The organism is Pseudoduganella umbonata, from assembly GCF_014192225.1.
GTDB lineage: Bacteria > Pseudomonadota > Gammaproteobacteria > Burkholderiales > Burkholderiaceae_D > Rugamonas > Rugamonas umbonata.
Map to the genome: position 1 here is coordinate 227,714 of NZ_JACHXS010000012.1, position 21,627 is coordinate 249,340.

The 21,627-nt window shown below is 62.3% G+C and carries 20 protein-coding genes and 1 tRNA gene; 17 read left to right on the forward strand and 4 right to left on the reverse strand.

Annotated elements, in window-relative coordinates; all coding sequences use genetic code 11:
• Positions 1–74: 74 nt before the first annotated feature.
• A complete protein-coding gene (locus tag FHS02_RS26140) occupies positions 75–1,013 on the reverse strand; it encodes a polysaccharide deacetylase family protein (protein WP_229422665.1) in 939 nt (312 codons plus the stop codon).
• Between the two features lie 90 nt (positions 1,014–1,103).
• Between FHS02_RS26140 and FHS02_RS26145 the strand changes: the two genes are divergently transcribed.
• From FHS02_RS26145 to adeC, 10 genes are all read left to right on the forward strand, one after another.
• Positions 1,104–1,838, forward strand: coding sequence for a class I SAM-dependent methyltransferase (locus tag FHS02_RS26145; protein WP_137314092.1), 735 nt, complete (start codon positions 1,104–1,106; stop codon positions 1,836–1,838).
• 306 nt (positions 1,839–2,144) lie between these two features.
• A complete protein-coding gene (locus FHS02_RS26150; protein WP_137314091.1) occupies positions 2,145–3,110 on the forward strand; it encodes a CsgG/HfaB family protein in 966 nt (321 codons plus the stop codon).
• 1 nt (position 3,111) lies between these two features.
• Positions 3,112–3,426 (forward strand): hypothetical protein, encoded by a 315-nt coding sequence (locus FHS02_RS26155; protein WP_137314090.1) that lies wholly within the window; start codon positions 3,112–3,114, stop codon positions 3,424–3,426.
• Positions 3,423–3,788, forward strand: coding sequence for a DUF4810 domain-containing protein (locus FHS02_RS26160; protein WP_137314089.1), 366 nt, complete (start codon positions 3,423–3,425; stop codon positions 3,786–3,788). Before FHS02_RS26155 ends, FHS02_RS26160 begins: the two co-directional genes overlap by 4 nt.
• Before the next feature lie 35 nt (positions 3,789–3,823).
• On the forward strand, positions 3,824–4,456 hold the full coding sequence (locus FHS02_RS26165; RefSeq protein ID WP_229422663.1) for a DUF799 domain-containing protein: 633 nt from the start codon (positions 3,824–3,826) through the stop codon (positions 4,454–4,456).
• A gap of 121 nt (positions 4,457–4,577) precedes the next feature.
• A complete protein-coding gene (locus FHS02_RS26170; protein ID WP_137314087.1) occupies positions 4,578–6,521 on the forward strand; it encodes an MFS transporter in 1,944 nt (647 codons plus the stop codon).
• Positions 6,522–6,651: 130 nt separating this feature from the next.
• Complete coding sequence (locus tag FHS02_RS26175) at positions 6,652–7,422, forward strand: hypothetical protein (RefSeq protein WP_137314086.1); 771 nt, start codon at positions 6,652–6,654, stop codon at positions 7,420–7,422.
• A gap of 391 nt (positions 7,423–7,813) precedes the next feature.
• Complete coding sequence (locus FHS02_RS26180) at positions 7,814–9,025, forward strand: efflux RND transporter periplasmic adaptor subunit (protein ID WP_137314085.1); 1,212 nt, start codon at positions 7,814–7,816, stop codon at positions 9,023–9,025.
• Positions 9,026–9,043: 18 nt separating this feature from the next.
• Positions 9,044–12,184, forward strand: coding sequence for an efflux RND transporter permease subunit (locus FHS02_RS26185; protein ID WP_137314084.1), 3,141 nt, complete (start codon positions 9,044–9,046; stop codon positions 12,182–12,184).
• A gap of 1 nt (position 12,185) precedes the next feature.
• Positions 12,186–13,598, forward strand: a complete 1,413-nt coding sequence (gene adeC / locus FHS02_RS26190; protein WP_137314083.1) for an AdeC/AdeK/OprM family multidrug efflux complex outer membrane factor — start codon at positions 12,186–12,188, stop codon at positions 13,596–13,598.
• Between the two features lie 145 nt (positions 13,599–13,743).
• On the opposite strand, the gene FHS02_RS26195 is transcribed toward adeC, so the two are convergent.
• The gene (locus FHS02_RS26195; RefSeq protein ID WP_175424810.1) at positions 13,744–14,238 is read right to left on the reverse strand and encodes a GNAT family N-acetyltransferase; all 495 of its coding nucleotides are present in this window, start codon (positions 14,236–14,238) and stop codon (positions 13,744–13,746) included.
• 124 nt (positions 14,239–14,362) lie between these two features.
• Between FHS02_RS26195 and FHS02_RS26200 the strand changes: the two genes are divergently transcribed.
• Together FHS02_RS26200 and FHS02_RS26205 are read left to right on the forward strand one after the other, a co-directional pair.
• Positions 14,363–14,974, forward strand: coding sequence for a TetR/AcrR family transcriptional regulator (locus FHS02_RS26200; RefSeq protein ID WP_137314081.1), 612 nt, complete (start codon positions 14,363–14,365; stop codon positions 14,972–14,974).
• 18 nt (positions 14,975–14,992) lie between these two features.
• A complete protein-coding gene (locus FHS02_RS26205; RefSeq protein WP_137314080.1) occupies positions 14,993–15,700 on the forward strand; it encodes a fumarylacetoacetate hydrolase family protein in 708 nt (235 codons plus the stop codon).
• 3 nt (positions 15,701–15,703) lie between these two features.
• On the opposite strand, the gene FHS02_RS26210 is transcribed toward FHS02_RS26205, so the two are convergent.
• Entirely contained in the window at positions 15,704–16,552 is an 849-nt protein-coding gene (locus FHS02_RS26210; RefSeq protein WP_137314079.1) for an SIR2 family NAD-dependent protein deacylase, read from the reverse strand.
• A 124-nt stretch (positions 16,553–16,676) separates the two neighbouring features.
• Between FHS02_RS26210 and FHS02_RS26215 the strand changes: the two genes are divergently transcribed.
• Positions 16,677–16,753: transfer RNA gene (locus tag FHS02_RS26215), tRNA-Pro, on the forward strand.
• 100 nt (positions 16,754–16,853) lie between these two features.
• On the opposite strand, the gene FHS02_RS26220 is transcribed toward FHS02_RS26215, so the two are convergent.
• Positions 16,854–18,617: a class I SAM-dependent methyltransferase gene (locus FHS02_RS26220; protein ID WP_137314078.1), complete on the reverse strand. Its 1,764-nt coding sequence runs from the start codon at positions 18,615–18,617 to the stop codon at positions 16,854–16,856.
• Positions 18,618–18,795: 178 nt separating this feature from the next.
• On the opposite strand from FHS02_RS26220, the gene FHS02_RS26225 reads away from it, so the two are divergent.
• The 4 genes from FHS02_RS26225 (at position 18,796) to FHS02_RS26240 (ending at position 21,557) form a co-directional block, all read left to right on the forward strand.
• Entirely contained in the window at positions 18,796–20,124 is a 1,329-nt protein-coding gene (locus tag FHS02_RS26225) for a DUF6861 domain-containing protein (protein ID WP_137314077.1), read from the forward strand.
• Complete coding sequence (locus tag FHS02_RS26230) at positions 20,121–20,516, forward strand: hypothetical protein (protein WP_137314076.1); 396 nt, start codon at positions 20,121–20,123, stop codon at positions 20,514–20,516. Before FHS02_RS26225 ends, FHS02_RS26230 begins: the two co-directional genes overlap by 4 nt.
• A 238-nt stretch (positions 20,517–20,754) precedes the next feature.
• A complete protein-coding gene (locus FHS02_RS26235; RefSeq protein ID WP_137314075.1) occupies positions 20,755–21,159 on the forward strand; it encodes a hypothetical protein in 405 nt (134 codons plus the stop codon).
• A gap of 86 nt (positions 21,160–21,245) precedes the next feature.
• Positions 21,246–21,557 (forward strand): hypothetical protein, encoded by a 312-nt coding sequence (locus tag FHS02_RS26240; protein ID WP_137314074.1) that lies wholly within the window; start codon positions 21,246–21,248, stop codon positions 21,555–21,557.
• Positions 21,558–21,627: the final 70 nt, after the last annotated feature.

Consider the following 21,627-nt stretch of genomic DNA (forward strand, 5'->3'; position numbering starts at 1 on the left):
GCAGAAACCGGTGTCCGACACCATAAAACGATGTCCGACACCAGGCGGCACGATGCATCCGGCACCCGGAAAACCTACTGCCACAGCCAGTTCCAGAACCCCGGCAGCCGTGGATGTTCGTCGGCGCTCTTGACGGTGCTGGCCAGCGCGGCGCGCTCGAGCGCGTCGCGCTCGTCATAGAACGGCTTGCCGGCGACAGGGATGTCGAGTTCGCGCGCGACGTCGACCAGGATGCGCAGGTAGACCTCGAGGTTGCGCGCCGTGTAGCCGTTCACGTCGTGGAAGGTGACGACGACCGGCGTATGGCCGTCCACCGTATGCATGGTGCCGGCGGCCCAGCGCTTGCGCGTCTCGGCCAGCATGGCGAGCATGTTGGACCGCTTGTGCCAGCTGAAGTTGACGCCCCAGATCTTGCCGTCGTTGGCGTTCAGGTCCGTCAGCAGCATGTGCAGGCCGTGGCGGTGGTAGCTGTCCAGCGTGGCGGCGTCGTAGGCCCAGAACGGCGGGCGCACCAGCAGCGGAGTGCTGCCGGTCAGCGTGCGCAGGTCGTCGACACCGCGGCGCAGCGATGCGTCGCGTTCGGCCGTGTCCATGAAGCGGTGGTTCGCATGCGTGGCGGTGGCCGAGTGCAGTGCCACGACGTGGCCGGCCTCGTGCTCGCGCCGGATCAGCGCGCGGCCGGTGTCGGTACCGCCGCCGTGCCAGTGGCGCGTCTGCGTGAAAAACACGGCCTTGATGCCCGGCTGCACGGCGTTGTGGGCCAGCGTGTCGAGCACGCGCACGGTGGGATTGTCGCCGTTCGAGCCGCTCGGGCCATCGTCGAAGCTGAGCAGGAAGCGGATCGGCGCCGGTGCGGCTGTTTCAAGCGGCGTGGCAGCCGGTACCAACGGGGCGGGACACAGTGGCGGGGGCGCAGTGGGCGACTCGTCCTGCGCCGCGTGGGCAAAGTGGGCAAAGTGGGCAAAGTGGGCAACGGCGGCAAGGATGAAACAGAGCAGTGGACGGGTCGGCACGATCGGCACGTTGGTGGCTTCGGATGAAAACGGGCTGCATTATAGATTGGTCATCGCGGGCCCGCCCGCACCAAAGTATAGGAAAAATGTATGAATGTTCAGCCACAGGGAATGCAGCCGGCGGTGCAGGCGCCCGCCGAACCGCACGTGCCGGAAACGGAGTTCGGCAAATGGTTCCTGCGCACCGAAACGTGGACGGTGCACGTGCTGGAGCGGGCGCTCGCGGACCTCGACCGCCTGATGCCGCCCGGCCGCAAGAGCTTCGATGTGGTGGCCGACGTGGGTTGCGGCTACGGCCGTTCGCTGCCGAAGCTGCACGAGCGCTTCGCGCCGAAGCGGCTGATCGGCATGGACATCGATCCGGAAATGATCGAGGCATCCGGCAAGGAGGTGGCGCAGCATGGCATCGCCGCAGAATTCGTCTGCTGCTCCAGCTCAAACATCGCCTTGCCGGATGACTCGGTGGACCTGCTGTTCTGCCACCAGACCTTCCACCACCTGATCGACCAGGAGCGCGCGATCGCGGAATTCTTCCGCGTGCTCAAACCTGGCGGCGTGCTGCTGTTCGCGGAATCGACGCGGCGCTACATCCATTCGTGGATCATCCGGCTGCTGTTCCGCCACCCGATGGACGTGCAGAAGACCGCGCCCGAGTATCTCGCCATGGTGCGCGGCGCCGGCTTCGACGTGCCGGACAGCGCCGTGTCCTACCCGTTCCTGTGGTGGAGCCGCGAGGACCTGGGTATTCTGGAGCGGGTATTCCGCATCAAGCCGCGCGCCGTGCGCGAGGAAACGCTGATCAACCTGGTGGGGCGCAAGCCTTAGACGCTAACTGACGAGGGTGCCGCGGCGCGTGCAGCGGTGAACGCAGCTTTTCGATCGGCAGCGGCAGCGATTGCGAGGGCAATGGCGCCGGTACGCGCATCGCGATCGTCTGCCGCTTGGATAATCCGCCTTGATGAACCAGGTTCCGGGGCTGTATTGGCGCCGAGCTTGGTCGCTAATTACTAGCACAGCGATACCTCCGAAAATCTCTCCAATCCTAACCAACTCTGAAAATTATATTGATGCAATTTTTATTGTTAAACAGTAATATGCGCAGCTTATTATTTCAGTCTTTGGATTATTTTGATGAGCAAGCATTTAGGCGTTGCAGGAGTTGCTCTCCTGTTGAGCGCGTGCGCAACAACGTCGACGCCACCGGTCGCCGTTGATGCGCCTGTTTCCCGGATACAGCAGATCGAAGCACAAAAGGCTGCGGCGCTTCCCCAACAGAAAATCTTCAAGCGCAAGATCGCGATCGGGCGGTTTTCCAATGAAACGCGCTACGGCCGCTCGCTGCTGACCGACGCCAATGCCGATCCGCTTGGCAAGCAGGCATCCGACATGCTGGCAAGTCGGCTCGTGGGGTCGAATCGATTCCTGGTGTTCGAGCGCCAGGATCTGGGCAGGATCGCCGACGAACAGAAGCGCACTGGTGCATCCGCTGCAGACCTGATCGGTGTCGATGCACTGGTACTTGGCTCAGTCACGGAATTCGGTCGCAGCACCACCGGCAAGGCTGGCTTCCTCAGTTCGACCAAGGTGCAAACCGCCAGGGCGAAGGTTGAAATACGCCTGGCCGACGCACGGACCGGACACATCTTCTTTACCGCCAGCGGCACGGGCGAAGCGAATACCGAGTCCGGCGAGATCGCAGGTTATGGTAGCCGCGCAGACTACGATGCCACGTTGAACGACCGCGCGATCGGCGCCGCCATTTCCGACGTGTTGACTTCGCTGATGAACAAGCTGGAAGAGCGCCGCTGGCGTACCGATATCCTGAAGAGCGACGGCCGGCAGGTATTCATGTCGGGCGGTTCCAGGCAGGGCATCCGGTCGGGCGATACGTTTGCCGTGATGCGTGAAGGCGAAAAAGTCAAGAGCGGGCAAACCGGTTTTGAGATTGCATTGCCTGCCACCGCGGTTGGCACAGTGCGCGTGGTTTCTCTCTTTGGCGATGCCGAGAGTAACGAAGGCGCGGTCGCGGAGCTGGTCAGTGGAACGCTGCCGACAAGCGGCACGAACGGCTATTTCATTACCGAAGCGGGGAAATGACATGAAAACTATGATGACTATTGTCATGGCGGTGGCACTGGCCGGCTGCGCGCTGCCGACGACCGACGTAAAGACGGGTTCATTGCGGCCTGCGCTCGCCGTACAGGGAGCCCCGGCGGGAGCCTTGCTGTATGTCGACGGCATCCAGATCGGCGAGGCTGCACTCTATGACGGCAAGGCCCGGAAGGTGATGATTGAAGAAGGTGCGCACCGGATCGAGGTCAAGCAGGGGGCCACGTTGCTGCATACCCAGCAGATCTTTGCCGGGGCCGGTGAAACAGCAGTAGTGGTGGTCGGCGCGGAAGGGCTTAAATGAACCGCTTCCTCATCTTGGCCGCATTGTTCGTGCTGACAGCGTGCGCAGCTCCACAAAAGAAATATGAATGGGGCAGCTATGAACAGTCGCTTTACGAGTACTACAAGGCACCTGCAAACCTGAACGCACTGGTAGCGTCGATCGATGCCACGATCGTCAACGCCGAGAAGGCCAATCGGCCCGTCCCGCCGGGTGTCTATGCGGAGTATGGCTTCCTGTTGCTACAGCAGGGCAAGCACCAGGAGGCAGCCGGATTGTTTACGAAGGAAAAGGCACGCTGGCCTGAATCGGCTAGTCTGATGAACAAGATGATCAAGTTGGCGGAGACCAAGTCCACGACAACGAACGAGGTAAAGCAATGAGGGGTGCGATTCGATTATTTGCCATCTTGGGAGCCATGCTGGCGATCCTGAGCGGTTGTGCTACCAAGCAGCCTGTCCACAAGGATTACAGTGCTTTGCGCGCTGACGCGCCTCGCTCAGTGCTGGTAGTGCCTGTCGTGAGCCGAAGCGTGGATGTCGATGCGCCTGACTACTTCCTGTCCACGATTACCCAGCCGATCGCAGAACGGGGTTACTACGTATTCCCAGTCAATCTGGTCAAGCGTGTGATGGAAGACGATGGCATGGCCGATGCCGATCTGGTACACGGCAGCGATCCGCGTCGCCTTGCGGAACTGTTCGGTGCGGACGCCGTGCTGTATGCCGTGATCGAGCGCTGGGATTCGAAATATGCAGTGCTGTCTACTGTAACCACGGTAGAAATGAGTTATGCCCTCAAGAGCGGAAAGTCGGGCGAGACGCTATGGGTACATCAGGAAAAGATGGCATACGACCCCGCCGCGCAGCAATCTTCGGGCGGACTAGCCGGGCTGATTGCCAAGGCTGTCGTCGCAGCGATGGAGAAGGCCAAGCCCAACTACATCCCGTTGGCGCGCACGGTCAACGGCATCGCGGTCGGCCGCGTCGGCCAAGGCTTGCCGGCGGGCCCGTACGATCCCCAACATCGCATCGATCAACAGCAGTTCTGATACCGATGGAGTGTAGCTGCCGCTTGGATGCGGCAGCTATGCCACTGGTACAAGGCAAGTGTATTGTCCTGTACCAGTCATGTGCGGTATGTTGTCGGTTCCATCGATCCCCATGCCTCCCATGAGCCAGACGAAGCCCACCGATCCGCACGAAGCCAGCGCGCATGCCGCTCCACAGCACGCCAGCCAGTTCGCGCTGCTCGGGCAGCGCCGTTTCGCGCCGTTCTTCTGGACCCAGTTCCTGGGCGCCTTCAACGACAACCTGTTCAAGACGGCGCTGATCGTCGTGCTCACGTTCGATGCCGCCAGCTGGACGACCCTGTCGCCGTCGATGGTGACGAATCTGATCCCAGGCCTGTTCATCCTGCCCTACGTGCTGTTCTCGGCGACTTCCGGCCAGATCGCCGAGAAATTCGAGAAAGCGCGGCTGGTGCGCTTCATCAAGTGGGCCGAAATCGCCATCATGGGCATCGCCGCGCTGGGCTGGATGACGCACAGCCTTTGGCTGCTGGTGCTGGCGATCTTCGCGATGGGCACGCACTCCACGCTGTTCGGCCCCGTCAAATACTCGTACATGCCGCAGCAGCTGAAGCCCGAGGAACTCACCGGCGGCAACGGCATGGTGGAGATGGGCACCTTCGTCGGCATCCTGCTGGGGCAGGTGTTCGGCGACGTGCTGGTGATGCACGCATCGCTGGGCATCCCCGTGGTGGCCGCCGGCACCGTCGGCTTCGCGGTACTCGGGCTGCTGGCCAGTTACCGGATTCCCGTAACGCCGGCACCGGCGCCGGACTTGCGGATCGCCTGGAACCCGTTCACGGAAACGGTGCGCAACCTGAAGTACTCGGCCGGCAACCGCACGGTGTTCCTGTCGATGCTGGGCAATTCCTGGTTCTGGTTCTACGGCGCGATGGTGCTGGCGCAGTTTCCGGTGTACGCGATGACGTACCTGAAGGGCGATCACAGCGTGTTCGTGCTGCTGCTCACCGTGTTCTCGCTGGGGATCGGCGCCGGCTCGCTGCTGTGCGAGAAGCTTTCCGGCCGCAAGGTGGAAATCGGGCTCGTGCCGTTCGGCTCGATCGGCCTGTCGCTGTTCGGCATCGACCTGTACTTCGCCAGCCAGGGCTACGTCGTGCCCGCGGCGGCCACGGTCGACGCACTCGGCATGCTGGCGCAGCCGGGCAGCTGGCGCATCCTGTTCGACGTGGTGATGATCGGCGTGTTCGGCGGCTTCTTCATCGTGCCGCTGTTCGCACTGATCCAGCTGCGCTGCGATCCGAAGCACCTGTCGCGCACGATCGCCGGCATGAACATCCTGAACGCGCTGTTCATGGTGGCAGCGGCCGGCGTGGCGATCCTGCTGCTGGGCCAGGGCCTCACGATCCCCGAGCTGTTCCTGGCCACCGCCATCATGAACGGCATCGTCGCCGCCTACATCTTCTCCCTGGTGCCAGAGTTCCTGATGCGCTTCCTGGCCTGGCTGCTGATCCACACGGTGCACAAGGTGAAGGTGATCGAGGCAGGCCGCATTCCCGAGCACGGCGCCGCGGTCCTGGTCTGCAACCACGTCAGCTATGTCGATGCGATCGTGATCATGGCGGCAAGCCCGCGGCCGATCCGCTTCGTGATGGACCACCGCATCTTCGGCACGCCGCTGCTGGGCTGGATCTTTCGCACCGCGAAGGCCATCCCGATCGCGCCGGCCAAGGAAGACCCGTGGCTGCTGGAGAAATCCTACGTGGATATCGCCCACGCGCTGCACGAGGGGGAGCTGGTGTGCATCTTTCCCGAAGGTCGCCTGACGACGACCGGCGAAATGAACGAGTTCAAGGGAGGCATTGCCAAGGTCGTGGAGCGTTCGCAGGTGCCGGTGATCCCGATGGCGCTGCGCGGCCTGTGGGGGCACCTGCTGTCGCGCAGCGAGGGCAACGTGTTCGAACGCGCGTTCCGCAAGGGCCTGCGTTCGCGGCTCGCGCTGGCGGTGGGCCTGCCGGTGGCGCCGCATGCGGCCACGCCGGAGCGGTTGCAGCAGGAAGTGCTGGCGCTGCGCGGGGAGTGGAAGTAAGGAGCGGAGCCCTATCGGCGGGGCGCAATCGTTAGTGGCCCTACAACTCGTTACAAATACATCACACGAGTTGCACATTCCTTTCTAAAATGTTGCCTTCCGTTCCCCTGCACAGAAAAGAGACGAATCAATGACCCGTACCTGGAAAGCCGCTTTGTCGGTAGCGACCCTGGCCCTGCTGGCCGCCTGCGGCGGCGATGACGACGAGCCGGCGGGCACCTCCACCGGCGGCACCGGCACCGCCTACTCGATGGTGCAGACGCAGGACTTCAAGGTGGATGCCAGCGGCTGGACCGGCGAGTCGAGCGACTACACGACCGATACCGCACCGGCCAACGTCGTGTTCGAACTGCGCGACATCAGCAGCCTCGGCGCCGCGTACAAGGACAGCAAGGCTTATTACGTCAGCGGCACCAACCGCAGCGACGACCTGCTGCTGTACGTGAAGAAGCAGTTCACCGGCCTGGTGGCGAATACCGAATACACGTTCGCCGTCACGTCGATGAACTTCCTCAGCAACGCGCATTCCGGCTGCATGGGCGTCGGTGGCGCGCCGGGCGAATCGGTGTGGGTGATCGCGGCGGCGTCGGCCACCGAACCGAAAGCGGTCACCACCAACGGCGACACCCGCCTGAACATCGACCACGGCAACCAGGCCGCGCCGGGTGCCGCCTCGATGATGCTGGGCAATATCGCCAACGGCCTGCCATGCGACGGCTCGGCCACCTACGCCTCGAAACTGGTGCGCAACACCACCGGCATCCGCGTCAAGACCGATGCGGAAGGCAAGGTCTGGGTCCTGCTCGGCATCGACTCCGGCTTCGAAGCTACCACCAGCGTCTACCTGCAGAATGTGACGATGACGTTCGTACCCTACGTGGCACCAACGACGACGACCTGATTGTCCTTTCGTCAAAAGCCTCCCCGCCATGCGGCCGGGAGGCTTTTTTATTTTGCGCTCCACTTACTGCTGAGCTGGTCTCAAAACAACGCACCGTGCAGCAAGGGGACTGTCCCCGATTTTTGGCAACACTTCGCTATCGTCCCCATTAATCACCGATAGCCGAGCATGCAAAGTATTCGACGAAGTTTGTTCCTCCATGGTAACTGTTGAGCTGGTTTGAAACCAACAGCAGGGACTGTCCCCGATTTTTGGCAACAGATGTCAGCGCTCCATGTTAGCGCTCACTAATGCTGACTCCAAAGTCAGTTAATGCGAAATTTGCCGGAATGTATTAGAATGATCGTTCATTCTACCGAGCATCCCCTCAAAACCAGAAGGTTCAGTCTTTATGAACAACACGCTCTCCCGCCCGCCGCTGCGTTCGGCCGGCATCCTTTTCCTCGCATGCGCGGCGGCGCTGACCGCCGGCTGCGACTCCGACAAGCAACAGCAAGCCGGCGCGCCGGGCGGCAAGATGCCGCCGCCGCAGGTGGCCGTGTACACCGTGAAGCAGGAAGCTCTGCCGGTGGTGACGGAGCTGCCGGGCCGCACGTCCGCGTTCCAGATCGCCGAAGTGCGCCCGCAGGTGGCCGGCATCGTGCAGAAGCGCCTGTTCACGGAAGGGGCCGACGTCAAGGCCGGCACCCAGCTGTACCAGATCGACCCGGCCACCTACCAGGCCACGTTCAGCGCCGCCAAGGCCGCGCTGGCGCGCGCCGAGGCGAACCTGCTGACGGCCGGCCCGAAAGTGAAGCGCTACAAGGAACTGGTGGAAATCGAGGGCGTGAGCCGCCAGGATTACGACGACGCGGTAGCCGCCGAAGCCCAGGCGCGCGCGGACGTGGAATCGGCCAGGGCGCAATTGCAGACGGCGCGCATTAACGTCGGATACACCAAGGTGCAGGCGCCGATCTCGGGCCGCATCGGCCGCTCGAACGTGACCGCGGGCGCGCTGGTGACGGCCGGCCAGGAAACCGCACTGACCACCGTGCAGCAGCTGGACCCGATCTATGTCGACGTGACCCAGTCGAGCGAAGACCTGCTGCGCCTGAAGAAATCGCTGGAAGGCGGCGGCGTGAAGAAAGCCGAAGGCAAGGTCACGTTGCGGCTGGCCGACGGTTCGACGTATGCGCAGGCAGGCAAGCTGCAGTTCGCCGACGTGGCCGTGGACCCGGGCACCGGCAACGTCACGCTGCGCGCGCTGTTCCCGAACCCGAAGCATGACCTGCTGCCGGGCATGTTCGTGCGCGCCGTCGTCGAAAACGGCGTGAACGAGCAAGCCATCGCCGTGCCGCAGCAGGGTGTGACGCGCAACCAGAAAGGCGAAGCGACCGCGCTGGTGCTGAACCAGCAGGGCATCGTCGAGCAGCGCGTGATCGCCACCACCGGCACGCTGGGCGACAGGTGGCTGGTGAAGTCCGGCCTGGCCGCCGGCGACCGCGTGATCGTCGAGGGCATCCAGAAGGTGAAGCCGGGCGCGCCAGCAGTGGTCGCCGCTCCAGCCGCACCCGCCGCGGCCAGCACCGCTGCCGCCAAGCCGGCCGCCGCCGCCGCTCACTAAGCAAGCAGGAGTCATTCAATGGCAAGATTTTTCATCGATCGTCCCATCTTCGCGTGGGTGATCGCCATCGTCATCATGCTCGGGGGCGGTCTCGCGATCTGGAGCCTGCCGATCGCGCAGTATCCAAGCATCGCGCCGCCGTCGATCTCGATTTCCGGTTCGTATCCGGGCGCGTCCGCGAAAACCGTGGAAGACGCCGTCACGCAGGTCATCGAGCAGAAGATGAAGGGCATCGACGGCCTGCGCTACATGAGTTCCTCGTCGGACTCCACCGGCGGCATCAGCATCACGCTGACGTTCAAGAGCGGCACCAACCCGGACATCGCCCAGGTGCAGGTGCAGAACAAGCTGCAGCTGGCCACGCCGCTGCTGCCGACCGCCGTGACGCAGCAGGGCCTGGTGGTATCGAAAGCCACCAAGAACTTCCTGCTGGTGCTGGGCTTCGTTTCCGAAGACAACAGCATGAACCAGGCCGACCTGGGCGACTACGTGGCGGCCAACGTGCTCGACCCGCTGTCGCGCGTGCAGGGCGTGGGCGACGTGACGCTGTTCGGTTCCCAGTACGCGATGCGCATCTGGCTCGACCCGACCAAGCTGACCAGCTACCAGCTGACGCCGGCCGACGTGATCACCGCCGTGCAGGCGCAGAACGCCGAAGTCTCGGCCGGTGAACTGGGCGGCGCGCCCGCCGTGCCGGGCCAGCAGCTGAACGCCACCGTGACGGCGCAAAGCCGCCTGCAGACCGCCGAACAGTTCGGCGCGATCCTGCTGAAGACGGAATCCAACGGCGCCACCGTGCACCTGCGCGACGTGGCCAAGATGGAACTGGGCCGCGAGAACTACGCCACGGTGGCACGCTTCAACGGCAAGCCGGCCACCGGTATCGCGCTGAAGCTGGCCACCGGCGCCAACGCCCTCGATACCGCCAAGGCCGTCGAAGCCAAGGTCGAGGAGATGAGCAAGCTGTTCCCGAAAGGGATGAAGGCGGTGGTTGCCTTCGACACCACGCCGTTCGTCGAGCTGTCGATCGAGGAAGTGGTCAAGACGCTGGCCGAGGCCATCGTGCTGGTGTTCCTCGTCATGTACCTGTTCCTGCAGAACTTCCGCGCCACGCTGATCCCGACGATGGCGGTGCCGGTGGTGCTGCTGGGTACCTTCGCCGTGCTGTCGGCGCTGGGCTATTCCATCAATACGCTGACGATGTTCGCCATGGTCCTGGCCATCGGCCTGCTGGTCGACGATGCGATCGTGGTGGTGGAAAACGTCGAGCGCGTGATGACCGAAGAAGGCCTGTCGCCGAAAGAGGCGACGAAGAAATCGATGGGCCAGATCTCCGGCGCGCTGGTGGGTATCGCGATGGTGCTGTCCGCCGTGTTCGTGCCGATGGCATTCTTCGGCGGTTCGACCGGCGTGATCTACCGCCAGTTCTCGATCACGATCGTGTCGGCCATGGTGCTGTCCGTGCTGGTGGCGATGATCTTCACGCCGGCGCTGTGCGCCACGTTCCTGAAGCCGGTGGAGAAGGGCCATCACCTGACCAACCGCGGCTTCTTCGGCTGGTTCAACCGCACGTTCGAGAAGAGCACCGACAAGTACCAGGGCGTGGTGGCAGGCATGATCCGCCGCCGTGCGCCGTCGATGATCCTCTATGCCGTGCTGCTGGCCGTGCTGGCCGTGGTGTTCATGCGCCTGCCGACGTCGTTCCTGCCGGAAGAAGACCAGGGCGTGCTGTTCACGCAGATCCAGCTGCCGACCGGCGCCACGCAGGAACGCACGCTGAAGACGATCGAGAAGGTCGAGGACTACTTCATGAACCAGGAAAAGGCCAACGTCGCTTCCGTGTTCGCGGTGGCCGGCTTCTCGTTCGGCGGCAATGGCCAGAACACCGGTATCGCGTTCGTGCGGATGAAGGACTGGTCCGAACGTTCGGGCAAGGAAAACAAGGTCAGCGCAATCGCCGGCCGCGCCATGGGCGCGCTGATGCAGCTGCGCGATTCGATGGTGTTCTCGTTCGCACCGCCGGCCGTGATCGAACTGGGTAACGCCTCCGGCTTCGACCTGCAGCTGCAGGACGTGGGCGGCGTGGGCCACACGGCACTGATGGCGGCGCGTAACCAGCTGCTCGGCATGGCCGCGCAGAACAAGGCGCTGGTGGGCGTGCGCCCGAACGGCCAGGAAGATACGCCGCAGTACAAGGTGACGATCGACCAGCAGAAGGCGACGGCGCTGGGCCTGGCCGTGGCCGACGTGAACCGCGTGCTGTCGGTGGGCTGGGGTTCGTCGTACGTGAACGACTTCATCGATCGCGGCCGCGTGAAGAAGGTGTTCATGCAGGGCCAGCCCGATTCGCGCATGGTGCCGGAAGACCTGGCCAAGTGGTTCGTGCGGAACAATGCCGGCGAGATGGTGCCGTTCTCCGCCTTCGCCACCGGCGAGTGGATCTATGCGTCGCCGCGCCTGGAGCGCTACAACGGCCTGTCGTCCGTGAACATCCAGGGCAGCCCGGCGCCGGGCGTGAGCTCCGGCGCGGCCATGGCCGAAGTGGAAAAGATGATCGCGCAACTGCCGCCGGGCATCGGCTACGAATGGACCGGCCTGTCGGTGGAGGAACGCGAATCCGGTTCGCAGACGCCGATGCTGTACACGATTTCGATCCTGATCGTGTTCCTGTGTCTGGCCGCGCTGTATGAAAGCTGGTCGGTGCCGTTCTCCGTGCTGCTGGTGATCCCGCTGGGCATCATCGGTACCGTGATCGCCACCTGGGGCTTCCACCTGGCGAACGACGTGTACTTCCAGGTCGGTCTGCTGACCGTGGTCGGCCTGGCGGCGAAGAACGCGATCCTGATCGTGGAATTCGCCAAGGAACTGCAGGAAGGCGGCATGGACGTGCGCGAAGCCACGCTGCAAGCGGTCAAGCTGCGCCTGCGCCCGATCCTGATGACGTCGATCGCCTTCGGCCTGGGCGTGCTGCCGCTGGCCCTGGCGAGCGGTGCCGGCTCCGGCAGCCAGAACGCGATCGGCGTGGGCGTGCTGGGCGGGATGTTGTCGGCCACGTTCCTCGGCATCTTCTTCGTGCCGGTGTTCTTCGTGATGGTGCGCAGCATGTTCAAATCCAGGAACCAGCCGGCCGCCGATACGATTGTGAAGGAAGCACATTAATATGACCAAGACCTTGATTACCCTGGCCGTGACGGCACTGCTGGCCGGCTGCAGCCTGGCGCCCACGTACGAGCGCCCGGCGGCGCCGGTGACGCCGGCGTGGCCGCAGGGCGACGCCTATCAGCCAACCGCGGCATCGACCGCGGACGGCAAGCAGGCCTACGACGTGCAATGGCGCGAGTTCATCGCCGACGAGCAGTTGGAAAAGCTGGTCGAACTGGCGCTGGCCAATAACCGCGACCTGCGCGTCTCGATCCTCAATATCGAAGCCGCGCGCGCCCAGTATGGCGTGCAGCGCGCCGACCGCGTGCCGGGCCTGAACGCCAGCGTGGGCCAGACGGCCCAGCGCGTGCCGGACAACCTGTCCGCCACCGGCGACGGCTACATCACGCGCCAGTACACGGCAGGCCTGGGCATCCCGGCCTTCGAGCTGGACTTCTTCGGCCGCGTGAAGAACCTGTCCGAAGCGGCGCTGCAGCAATACCTGGGCACCGAAGAGGCGCGCCGTTCGCAGCAGATCAGCCTGGTGGCCGAAGTGGCCAACGCCTGGCTGACGCTGGCGGCCGACCAGGAGCGCCTGCGCCTGGCGCAGGACACGCTGAAGAGCCAGCAGATCAGTTATGAGCTCAGCAAGCGCCGCTTCGAAGCGGGTGCCACGTCCGGCTTGGACATGTACGAAGCGCAGACCAGCGTGGAAACGGCGCGCAGCGACGTGGCCGTGTACACCGCCCAGGTGGCGGCCGACCAGAACGCGCTGGCCTTGCTGGCCGGCGCCCCGGTGCCTGCCGAGCTGCTGCCGCAAGGCACGCTGCAACCGGTCACCCAGCTGGCGGACCTGCCGGCAGGCCTGCCTTCGGACGTGCTGCAGCGCCGGCCGGACGTGCTGGTTGCCGAGCGCACGCTGCAGGCGAACAATGCCAACATCGGCGTGGCCCGGGCCGCGTTCTTCCCGAGCATCTCGCTGACGGCATCGGCCGGCGCGATGAGTTCGGACCTGTCGAACCTGTTCAAGGCAGGCGCCGACACGTGGTCGTTCATGCCGCAACTGAACCTGCCGATCTTCGCGGGCGGCCGCAACCAGGCCAACCTCGACCTGGCGAAAGCCAACCGCGACATCGCCGTGGCGCAGTATGAAAAGGCGATCCAGTCGGCGTTCCGCGAAGTGTCGGACGCGCTGGCCCAGCGGGGCACGCTGGACGAGCGCGTGGCATCGCAGGCGGCGCTGGTGGAAGCTTCCGGCAAGAGCTACCGGATCCACGAGCAGCGTTACCAGAAGGGCGCGGAGTCGTACCTGAACGCGCTGGTCTCGCAGCGCACGCTGTATGCTGCCCAGCAGACGTACATCAGCGCGCGGCTGGCGAAAGCCAGCAACCAGGTCACCCTGTACAAAGTCCTGGGTGGTGGCTGGCAGTAACGCCAGCGAGCCGTTGCCGAGTTAATACCCGGCAACGGCAGATCGACTGGTGTCTGACCCTCGCGGTCTGACACCGGTTTCCGATTCGGGCTAGTGGCGCGTGACCAGGCGTGGCGCACGCGGGACGGCACAGCTGCTGAGTACTTCAAGTCAGCAACGGCGGCATCCACTCCATGCACAGATACAGGCCGTTGGCCCCGTTGAGCGTGAACCCGCAACGCTGGAACAAGCGCTGGGCACGGGTACCGGGCAGCACATCGAGCCGCACCGGCACGCGCATCCGCACGCCTTGCGCCTGCAGGCTGCGCAGCAGCCCCAGGCCGATCCCCCGGCTGCGGCATTCCGGCAGCAGGCTGATATCGAGGATGCGGATTTCGTCGGAGCCGTAATTGACGTGCAGCGCGCCGATCGGCCGCTCGCGCTCGATGATGACGGCCGCGTCGGCATAAGGATAGTACGCATGGAGCTGCGTTTGCCGGGCGCGGAACTGCAGGGCCATCAGCAGGGCTTCCGTGGCGGTGTCGCAGGCACCCATCCGCTGGTCGGCGGTACGGGTGCTGGCATACAGCAGTTCCATGAAGGCCTGGTCGGCGGCTTCCGCCGGCCGCATTTCGATCGTGCGGGAAGTCCTGGTTGACATGGTCATCCTTGCGCAAGTGGCGGTCGTAGAAAATGATAGCATCCGTGCGCGCGCACGGGCGATCCGTTTGACAAACCGGGGCGGCCAGCTGTAACAAATGTCGCCAGCGCCCCTGAAAGGCAGTATGAGCAATACCGAAAAACGCCATCACGACCCGGAAAAGGCGCGCCACCGGCGCCGCCAGGTGCTCGACGCGGCTGCCGCGTGCTTTGGCCGCAGCGGCTTCCACGGCGCCAGCATGGCCGAGATATCGAAGGCCGCCGGCATGAGTGCGGGCCACATCTATAACTACTTTGACAGCAAGGACGCGATCATCGCCGCCTTCGTCGAGGAAAACGTCGAACGCGTCAACGCACTGCTGCGCAACCTGGAGTCCAAGGAAGATCCGCTGGAGGCCTTGCTCGACGAAGTGCCGCGCAGTGTGCGCGACGATCTCGATCCGCAGACCTGGATCCTGCCGCTGGAAATCACGGCCGAAGCTTCGCGCAATCCAAGAATTGCCGCCGTGGTCCGCGATGCGGACGGCCGTACGTGCGCGCAGTTCCGCGCCATCCTGAAAAAGGGCCGCGAGCGCCATGGACTGCCCGTCGACGACGCTGTGCTCGGTGCGCGGATGAACGTTATCATCACGATGTTCCAGGGCCTGCCCGTGCGCGCCGTGCACAACCCGGACATGGACCCGGACATGCTGACCGAGTCGTTCCGCCTGGCGCTGCGAGCCCTGCTGTTCAGCTGACACCATTCGAAGGAATCAATGACCGACTTCATCTTTCCGCCACACCAGGCGGCATCGCTGGCCATCGACGGCACCGACGCCCGCTTCCCCGTCCGCCGCGTCTATTGCGTGGGCCGCAACTATGCCGGCCACGCCCGTGAAATGGGTTCCGACCCGAGCCGCGAACCGCCGTTCTTCTTCACCAAGCCGGGCGACGCCGCGGCCGTGGTGGCGGTAGCGCCGGGCACTACGGCCGAGCTGCCGTTCCCGCCGCAGACGAACAACTTCCACCATGAGTGCGAACTGGTCGTCGCCATCGGCAAGGGCGGCGCCGACATCGCCGTGGAAGACGCGGCAGCGCACATCTTCGGTTATGCGGTCGGCTTCGACATGACCCGCCGCGACCTGCAGAACAGGATGAAGGACGCCGGCCGCCCATGGGAAATCGGCAAGGCGTTCGACTTCTCGGCGCCGGTCGGCACCGTGCACCCTGCCGCCACGGTGGCGGGCATCGACAACGCGGCGATCACGCTGCAGATCGATGGCGCAACGAAGCAGTCCGGCCACATCAACGAAATGATCTGGTCGATCGCCGAGACGATCGCCAACCTTTCCACCTATTTCACCCTGCAGCCGGGCGACCTGATTTTCACCGGCACGCCGGAAGGCGTGGGCGCCGTGCAGCGCGGCCAGACGCTGGTCGGCCATGTCGATGGCCTGAGCGATATCTCGGTGCGCTTCATCTGATTTTTACAGGCGCGCGGCGATGGCCGACAGGCCTTCGAGCGCGCCGGCCGCCAGTCCCGCATCCAGCGGCGTTGGCACCTTCGGCTCGCGCGGATTGATCCGTACGAGCCGCCCGCCGCGCCGTATCACCTCTTCGCTGAAGCGCCGCACCGATGGAATCGCCGTGCCGGCACCCAGTTCGATGACGACAGGCCGCTCGACCTTCTCCAGCCAGCGCGCCAGCCGCGCCGCCTGCCGTTCGCTGCGTTCCTCGATCCAGCCCCAGTCGCCGAACATCAGGATGTTCGGGCGTGCCAGGCCGCCGCAATGGAGACAGCGGGGGGCTTCGTTCGTCAACCTGCATGCCTGGGCGTCCACTTCGGGCGTGAATGCATCCGCTTCCCAGATCGCATCGGTGCACGGCTCCAGGCATTGCAGGTAGTGGATCGAGCCGTGGCATTCGTGGACCTTGCCGGCGTCGAAGCCGGCTTTCTGGAACTGGCCGTCGACGTTGCTGGTGAAGACGTGGTAGCCGTGCGGTTTCTTTTCGCCCCAGGTCTTCAGCAGCCTGAAACCGTCGTGCGGCATCGTGTCGCGGTAGAGGTTCAGGCGGTGGCCGTAGAAGCCCCAGGCCAGGTTCGGGTTTTCCTCGAACGTGGCGGGTGAGGCGGCGGTCGTGAACGCGATGCGCGCCGCACCGAGAGCCGGGTAGGCGCGCCAGAAGCCTTCGTTGCCGCGGAAGTCGGGGAGGCCGGAGTCGACGCCGATGCCGGCGCCGGCGGCCACGATCAGGGCGTCGGCCTGGCGGATGATTTCGGCGGCGCGCTCGAGCTGGATATTGTCCAGCAGCGTGGGAGAGGATGGTGTCGTCATCGTGCGATTCTAGCGCTGGTTGCCGCTGCGGGGACGGCCTACGTTGATGCCGAAGAGCAAGGCTGCTCGTGTGCAAAATGGCATGGCAAAAACTCAAACCCCTCTGCTATAATCCTGCTCTCGTCGGGGCGTAGCGCAGCCTGGTAGCGTACTTGCATGGGGTGCAAGGGGTCGGAGGTTCGAATCCTCTCGCCCCGACCAGAAGAATTAACGATAGGGGCCACTCTTTGGAGTGGCCCTTGTTGTTTCCGGGTTGGGTAGCGTAGCGCGATAAGACGTAGCCTGAGCGCGCGAAGTGTGGTCAGCTGGCAGTTCCCGTGTCACTGGACTCGGATTGCTCTTTCGACGCGCTTTCGCGGCTCCTGCCTGTCACTGGCTCCCACGAACGCAATCCCTGATCCTTGCTCAGCCTGATGCGATGAATCTTCATCGCATCGATGACATCCGCTGTTCCAGGCGAGGCAACCAGCAGCGGCAGCGTTTGCGCCGCCTCCAGGAAGAATCGCTGGCGCTGCCCTTCAGCCTGGTCGATGAATGCATCCGCCCACCATTCGGTAATCCGGTCGCTGGCGCGTTCCAATGCTGTTTGCGTCACCAGCCGATTGGATTTCTGGATATTGATCAGGCGTGCGGAAGGCATCAGGTTCCAGGCATCGCCGCAAGGCCAGGCTGCGAACGGGAAGCAATGATCGATATCGTACTCATCACCTAACCTGGCGCCAGTCCAGACGCAATATACCGTCTTGCCGGTTGCGCGAATGCGCTCGACCGCCGCCCTGGCGAAGGTCGTGTCGCGAAGTGGATCGGCCCAGGTGAGCAGCCTTTGTGCGAGCATGCGCACGTCCGGCAACCGATCGGCGGAATAAGCCTCGATCAGCCTGACCCACTCGGCCACCAGTACGGGTTCGATCCACACGTTGTAATGCGTCAGCGCCTGCCAGATATCGAGCGGCACATGAAAGTCGCCAAAGCCCCACAGGAACGGTTCGTCAATTTGCAGTTGTGACGGCGTAGATGTCTGCCTGCGCCAGTCGATCTTGAAAATCGGATTGTCGCTGGCCGGCCAGCGCAGGTACGTCGCGGGCATACGGCGAATCAGGTGCGAAATCTCCGTCAGGCTGCGATGCAGGTGCCTCCCGGTATCGCCCATGAACACGGAACCGATACCCAGTTCGATGGGAGCAACCTGCCTGAGCGCATGGAAGTTATCGGTGACGAATCCAGGCCCGGTTCCCAGGCGTGACGGCGGCATCTGCGGTAACTGGTTTTCGATCAGCGGCTTGTACATGCGCAGCCAGAACAGCGATACGAGTCCCAGCGGAATTACCACCGATTCTGCTTCGTGGCGGACAAGGCCTGCCGCGGTGTCGGCGATCCGGGCGATAACGCGCAGGAGCGCGATCTTGTAGGTGGACGCCTTCTCGTCGGCCAGTATCAGGTGCCGAAGCAGGGGCAGGGCGCCGAGGCCGTCGTCGGGCAATCCCAGCACGACGTTCGTCCACGACACTTCGCTGCGTCCCAGCTTGTCGGGGCTGTCGTTGGCCTGAACGATGCGCAGCCCGAATTGCCGGGCAAGTGCCGCCAGCTCTTGCAATGACACTTCATGCATTGCCCGCTCGGTATCCGGCGCGCCGAGACGAAGACTGATGGCGATGCGGCCGTTGGGTGCCAGCAGCGTCGCCAGCTTGCGCAGCGAACGCTGGCGGTCCGCCGGGCGAATGTGCATCCAGACCGCCGACAGCAGGATGAGATCGAATCTCAGGCCGAGCCGCGGTACCTTGGCAAGGTCCGGCAGGCTGTCGGGCAGCCAGCGGATCTTGTCCGCTGGGTGAAGCCGGCGAGCCTGGGCAAGCATCGCGTCGGACGGATCGACGGCAACGACTTCGTATCCGTTCGCCGCGAACCAGGCTGCGTCCCGGCCGGAGCCGGCGCCGACGTCGAGCACTATTCCCCCAGGCGGCGGAAGCAGGTCCAGCAAGCCGGCATGCACCTCGTTGAAATCCAGGGATTCATACTGGTCCGCCAGCCGGGCCGCATGTTGTTCGTAGTAGGGGATCGACGTCATCGACTGTTTGTTGTTTTCGGTAGCGATAAGAGATTTTAGTCTGAGCGGCGTCAATACGGACCAGATTGCGACGAGGATTCCCGACGATACACACCAGTGATATTATTGTTTTTCTGATAAATATCATGCCTCGGCATTGATGGACCGCAGTCGCATTCTCACCGTCAGGCAGGCGTGGATGAGCGAGGAGTTTGGCTTGTTACTGAACAGTAAAGAGCAAATGCACTTCTGGCGGGAACTGGAGCGGGTCGAACAATGGCTGAGTACCGGCGCCGGCGCTGCTGCCGGCCGCGTCTATGACAGCATGGGGCGGCCCGGCGAACAAGCATTCGCCAACTACGGCAACCAGCTGGTTGCCGGGGTTGCCCGGGTCGACCGTGTACGTGATGCACTCGACCAATCCGCCCCCATCGCAAAACGGCTGGTAATGCAACAGCTGTCGGGTATCGGTCTTTCCGCTGTGTGGGACATCCTGATCGCCGCCTGCAAGGAAATCGCGCTGTACTATGGCGGCTCGGTAGTTGCCGGCGCAGTCGTCGGCGGTGCAATCGGCAGCCTTGCTTTTGGCGTCGGCGCTGTGCCGGGTGCCGTGATCGGTACAGCGGCCGGGGCGCAGGTCGGAATGTGGGTGCTGGCATTCCTGGGACTGAAAGAGCTGGCTGAAGGGCTCGGTAAAATGTTTCCCGCCGCGCTGGAGCATTACGAGCGAGGCTTCCGCGAAGCGTGGGGAGCCGTGGCCGAGAACCGGCGCGACATGTGGAACAGCGCCACTTTGCCTTCCGGAAATAGCCACGCGGGTGCATGGCATATGGCGCAAGGGCATGTCATCCTGGTGACGGCGATCCTGACTGCGTTGGTGGCTTATCTGACGCGCGGGAGAGGCAATAAAGCCTTGCTGATGCAGGAGATACGCGAGAGCCGGAAATTGGGGCCGAAGTTTGCGGACTGGCTGGCTGAGAACGAAGACAGACTGATCGCTCAGCCGCAGTTGCAGACCCGGCCGAATAATTCGGTTGCCATGGTAATGGAGGAGTCGTCGTCAAACAGGGGGCATGGTACGCCTGTCGGATGGAATAGCGCCGCTGTCGATGCTGATGGGGCAAATCCCGCAGGCCCTGTGTCTTTCGCTAACCGTATTCCTGACGAGAAGTTCAGCATCGAACCTGTTCCGATTCTTAGTGCCGAACAGGCATTGCGCACGGCAGGGAAAATCCTCTACGTTGTAAAAGCAGACGGATCATTGGTTATTGCTCGCACGAATAGTGATAACCTGTTTGGTCACTTCGACTTGGCAAGAGGGGCAAATATTCTGGCTGGTGGCGAGGGGCGCATTTATTCTGGGCAAGTGAAGACATTGGATAACGCTTCGGGTCATTACCTGCCGGTAGGGCAGTCTGCCCGGGATGCCGCTATCAATGCCTTTCGAAATGCAGGGTTCAAGGTGCCGGAAACGGCATACGTTGAGAAGGTCTATGACTTCAAGCTTGGAAAGTGGGTGCCAAAGTGAACGAATCTATTGACCGTGAGTTTGATGCTATTTCGCAAAAGCTGATTAATGCCTGTGCAGACCCGACGTTCGGAGAAGATCGCCTTGAGCCGTTGTATGTTCAGTTTCTAGAATTCCTGTCTCGGAATGAAGAGAGCCGGCAGCAACTTGTTGCGCGAATCCTGCAGACAATGAAAAAGTATCGTACAGCGCGGGAAGTTAAAGGTCGATTATTACCGGGTACAGCGATTGCGTATGCCATGCATGAGTTGCGATGGCCCGAGATTTACGATTTTGCCGAAGCGGAAAACCGGGAGTATTACGTCAAGCGCATGGAAACATTAATGTCGAATCTGATCGACGCCTATTCGGATGATTGGGAAGATAGATTTTTTTATGAGAGGTTCCAATAGTGCCGGTATGATGCGAAAGCTTCGCCGCGTACTCAACCTGGAGCCAGCGGCATGGCTAGGACGATGACTTTACGACGACTGCTGTAGCGTCAGACTATATCCTTCGCGGCATCCGAGGAGTACAAACAACTGTGCAGATGTCCACGGTTAGGCGTGTGCAATGGGTCGTCATCAAAGAACTGAAATTATGACGTCGTCATTCCCAAGCGGCGGGCGCCAATGTCCTTAAAAGATTTGTATGACTGAAACGACTTTGGCTGAGTTTGAAAAATCTATTGGTGACGAGGGATCATTCTGGCATGATTACAATTTGCAAGTTTCTTCCCGATTATTGGCTCATTTTTCAATAGATGATTGGGCAGACTTAAAGAAAGTTATTCTGGCTCGCCCACGATACTGGCAAGAGCGATGTGCTGAAGCAATCGGGTATATGGAAAGCACGGATGCTATGGATCTTCTGATTTCATTTCTTGAGTCGCCATATATCTCGGTTGCGGCAATTGCTGCGAGTGAACTTGATAATATGTCTATTTCTGTTCCTGAAGTACTTAGAAATAGGCTTTCAGAAATACTCGAATATTTAAAGAAAAGTGGAAGCTCACGATGTGATGACGTGCGGAGGTTGATTGCGCGACAAGTGTAAGGTTGGCGCAATCAGCGCAGACAGAGTCATACGAATCTAACGCCGTTACGGTGAGCGGAAAATCATGCAATTTTTTGGCGATTTGGATGAGTAAATTTAAATTGCTTGATTACTTGATTGGTTCTGTTTATGCAGTCGATCTTGGTCTTTCTGAAGACGAGGGGCAGGGGCTGTATGTGAGGATGCTAGCCAATGTCGATTGGCGCTCTCGAATTTCGGAAGAAATAAATCTTGCATTTTTGGACACGAATTTTTCGTGGAAAGCATTTTTCGATGAGCACGGTCTTTATGCTGCCGATAGCGAGAGGGAAGCGCGGATTTATGCGGAGAAAATAATCCTCGAACCGCTGAGATCAAAGGGGGAAAAGTGGGATGATGGGAGCTTAACGAATGGATAACAGTCGTCCGCGAGACGAACCGACGTTGCAAAGGCGGAGTGACGCGTAATGATTTTATGCGTCATCGGTT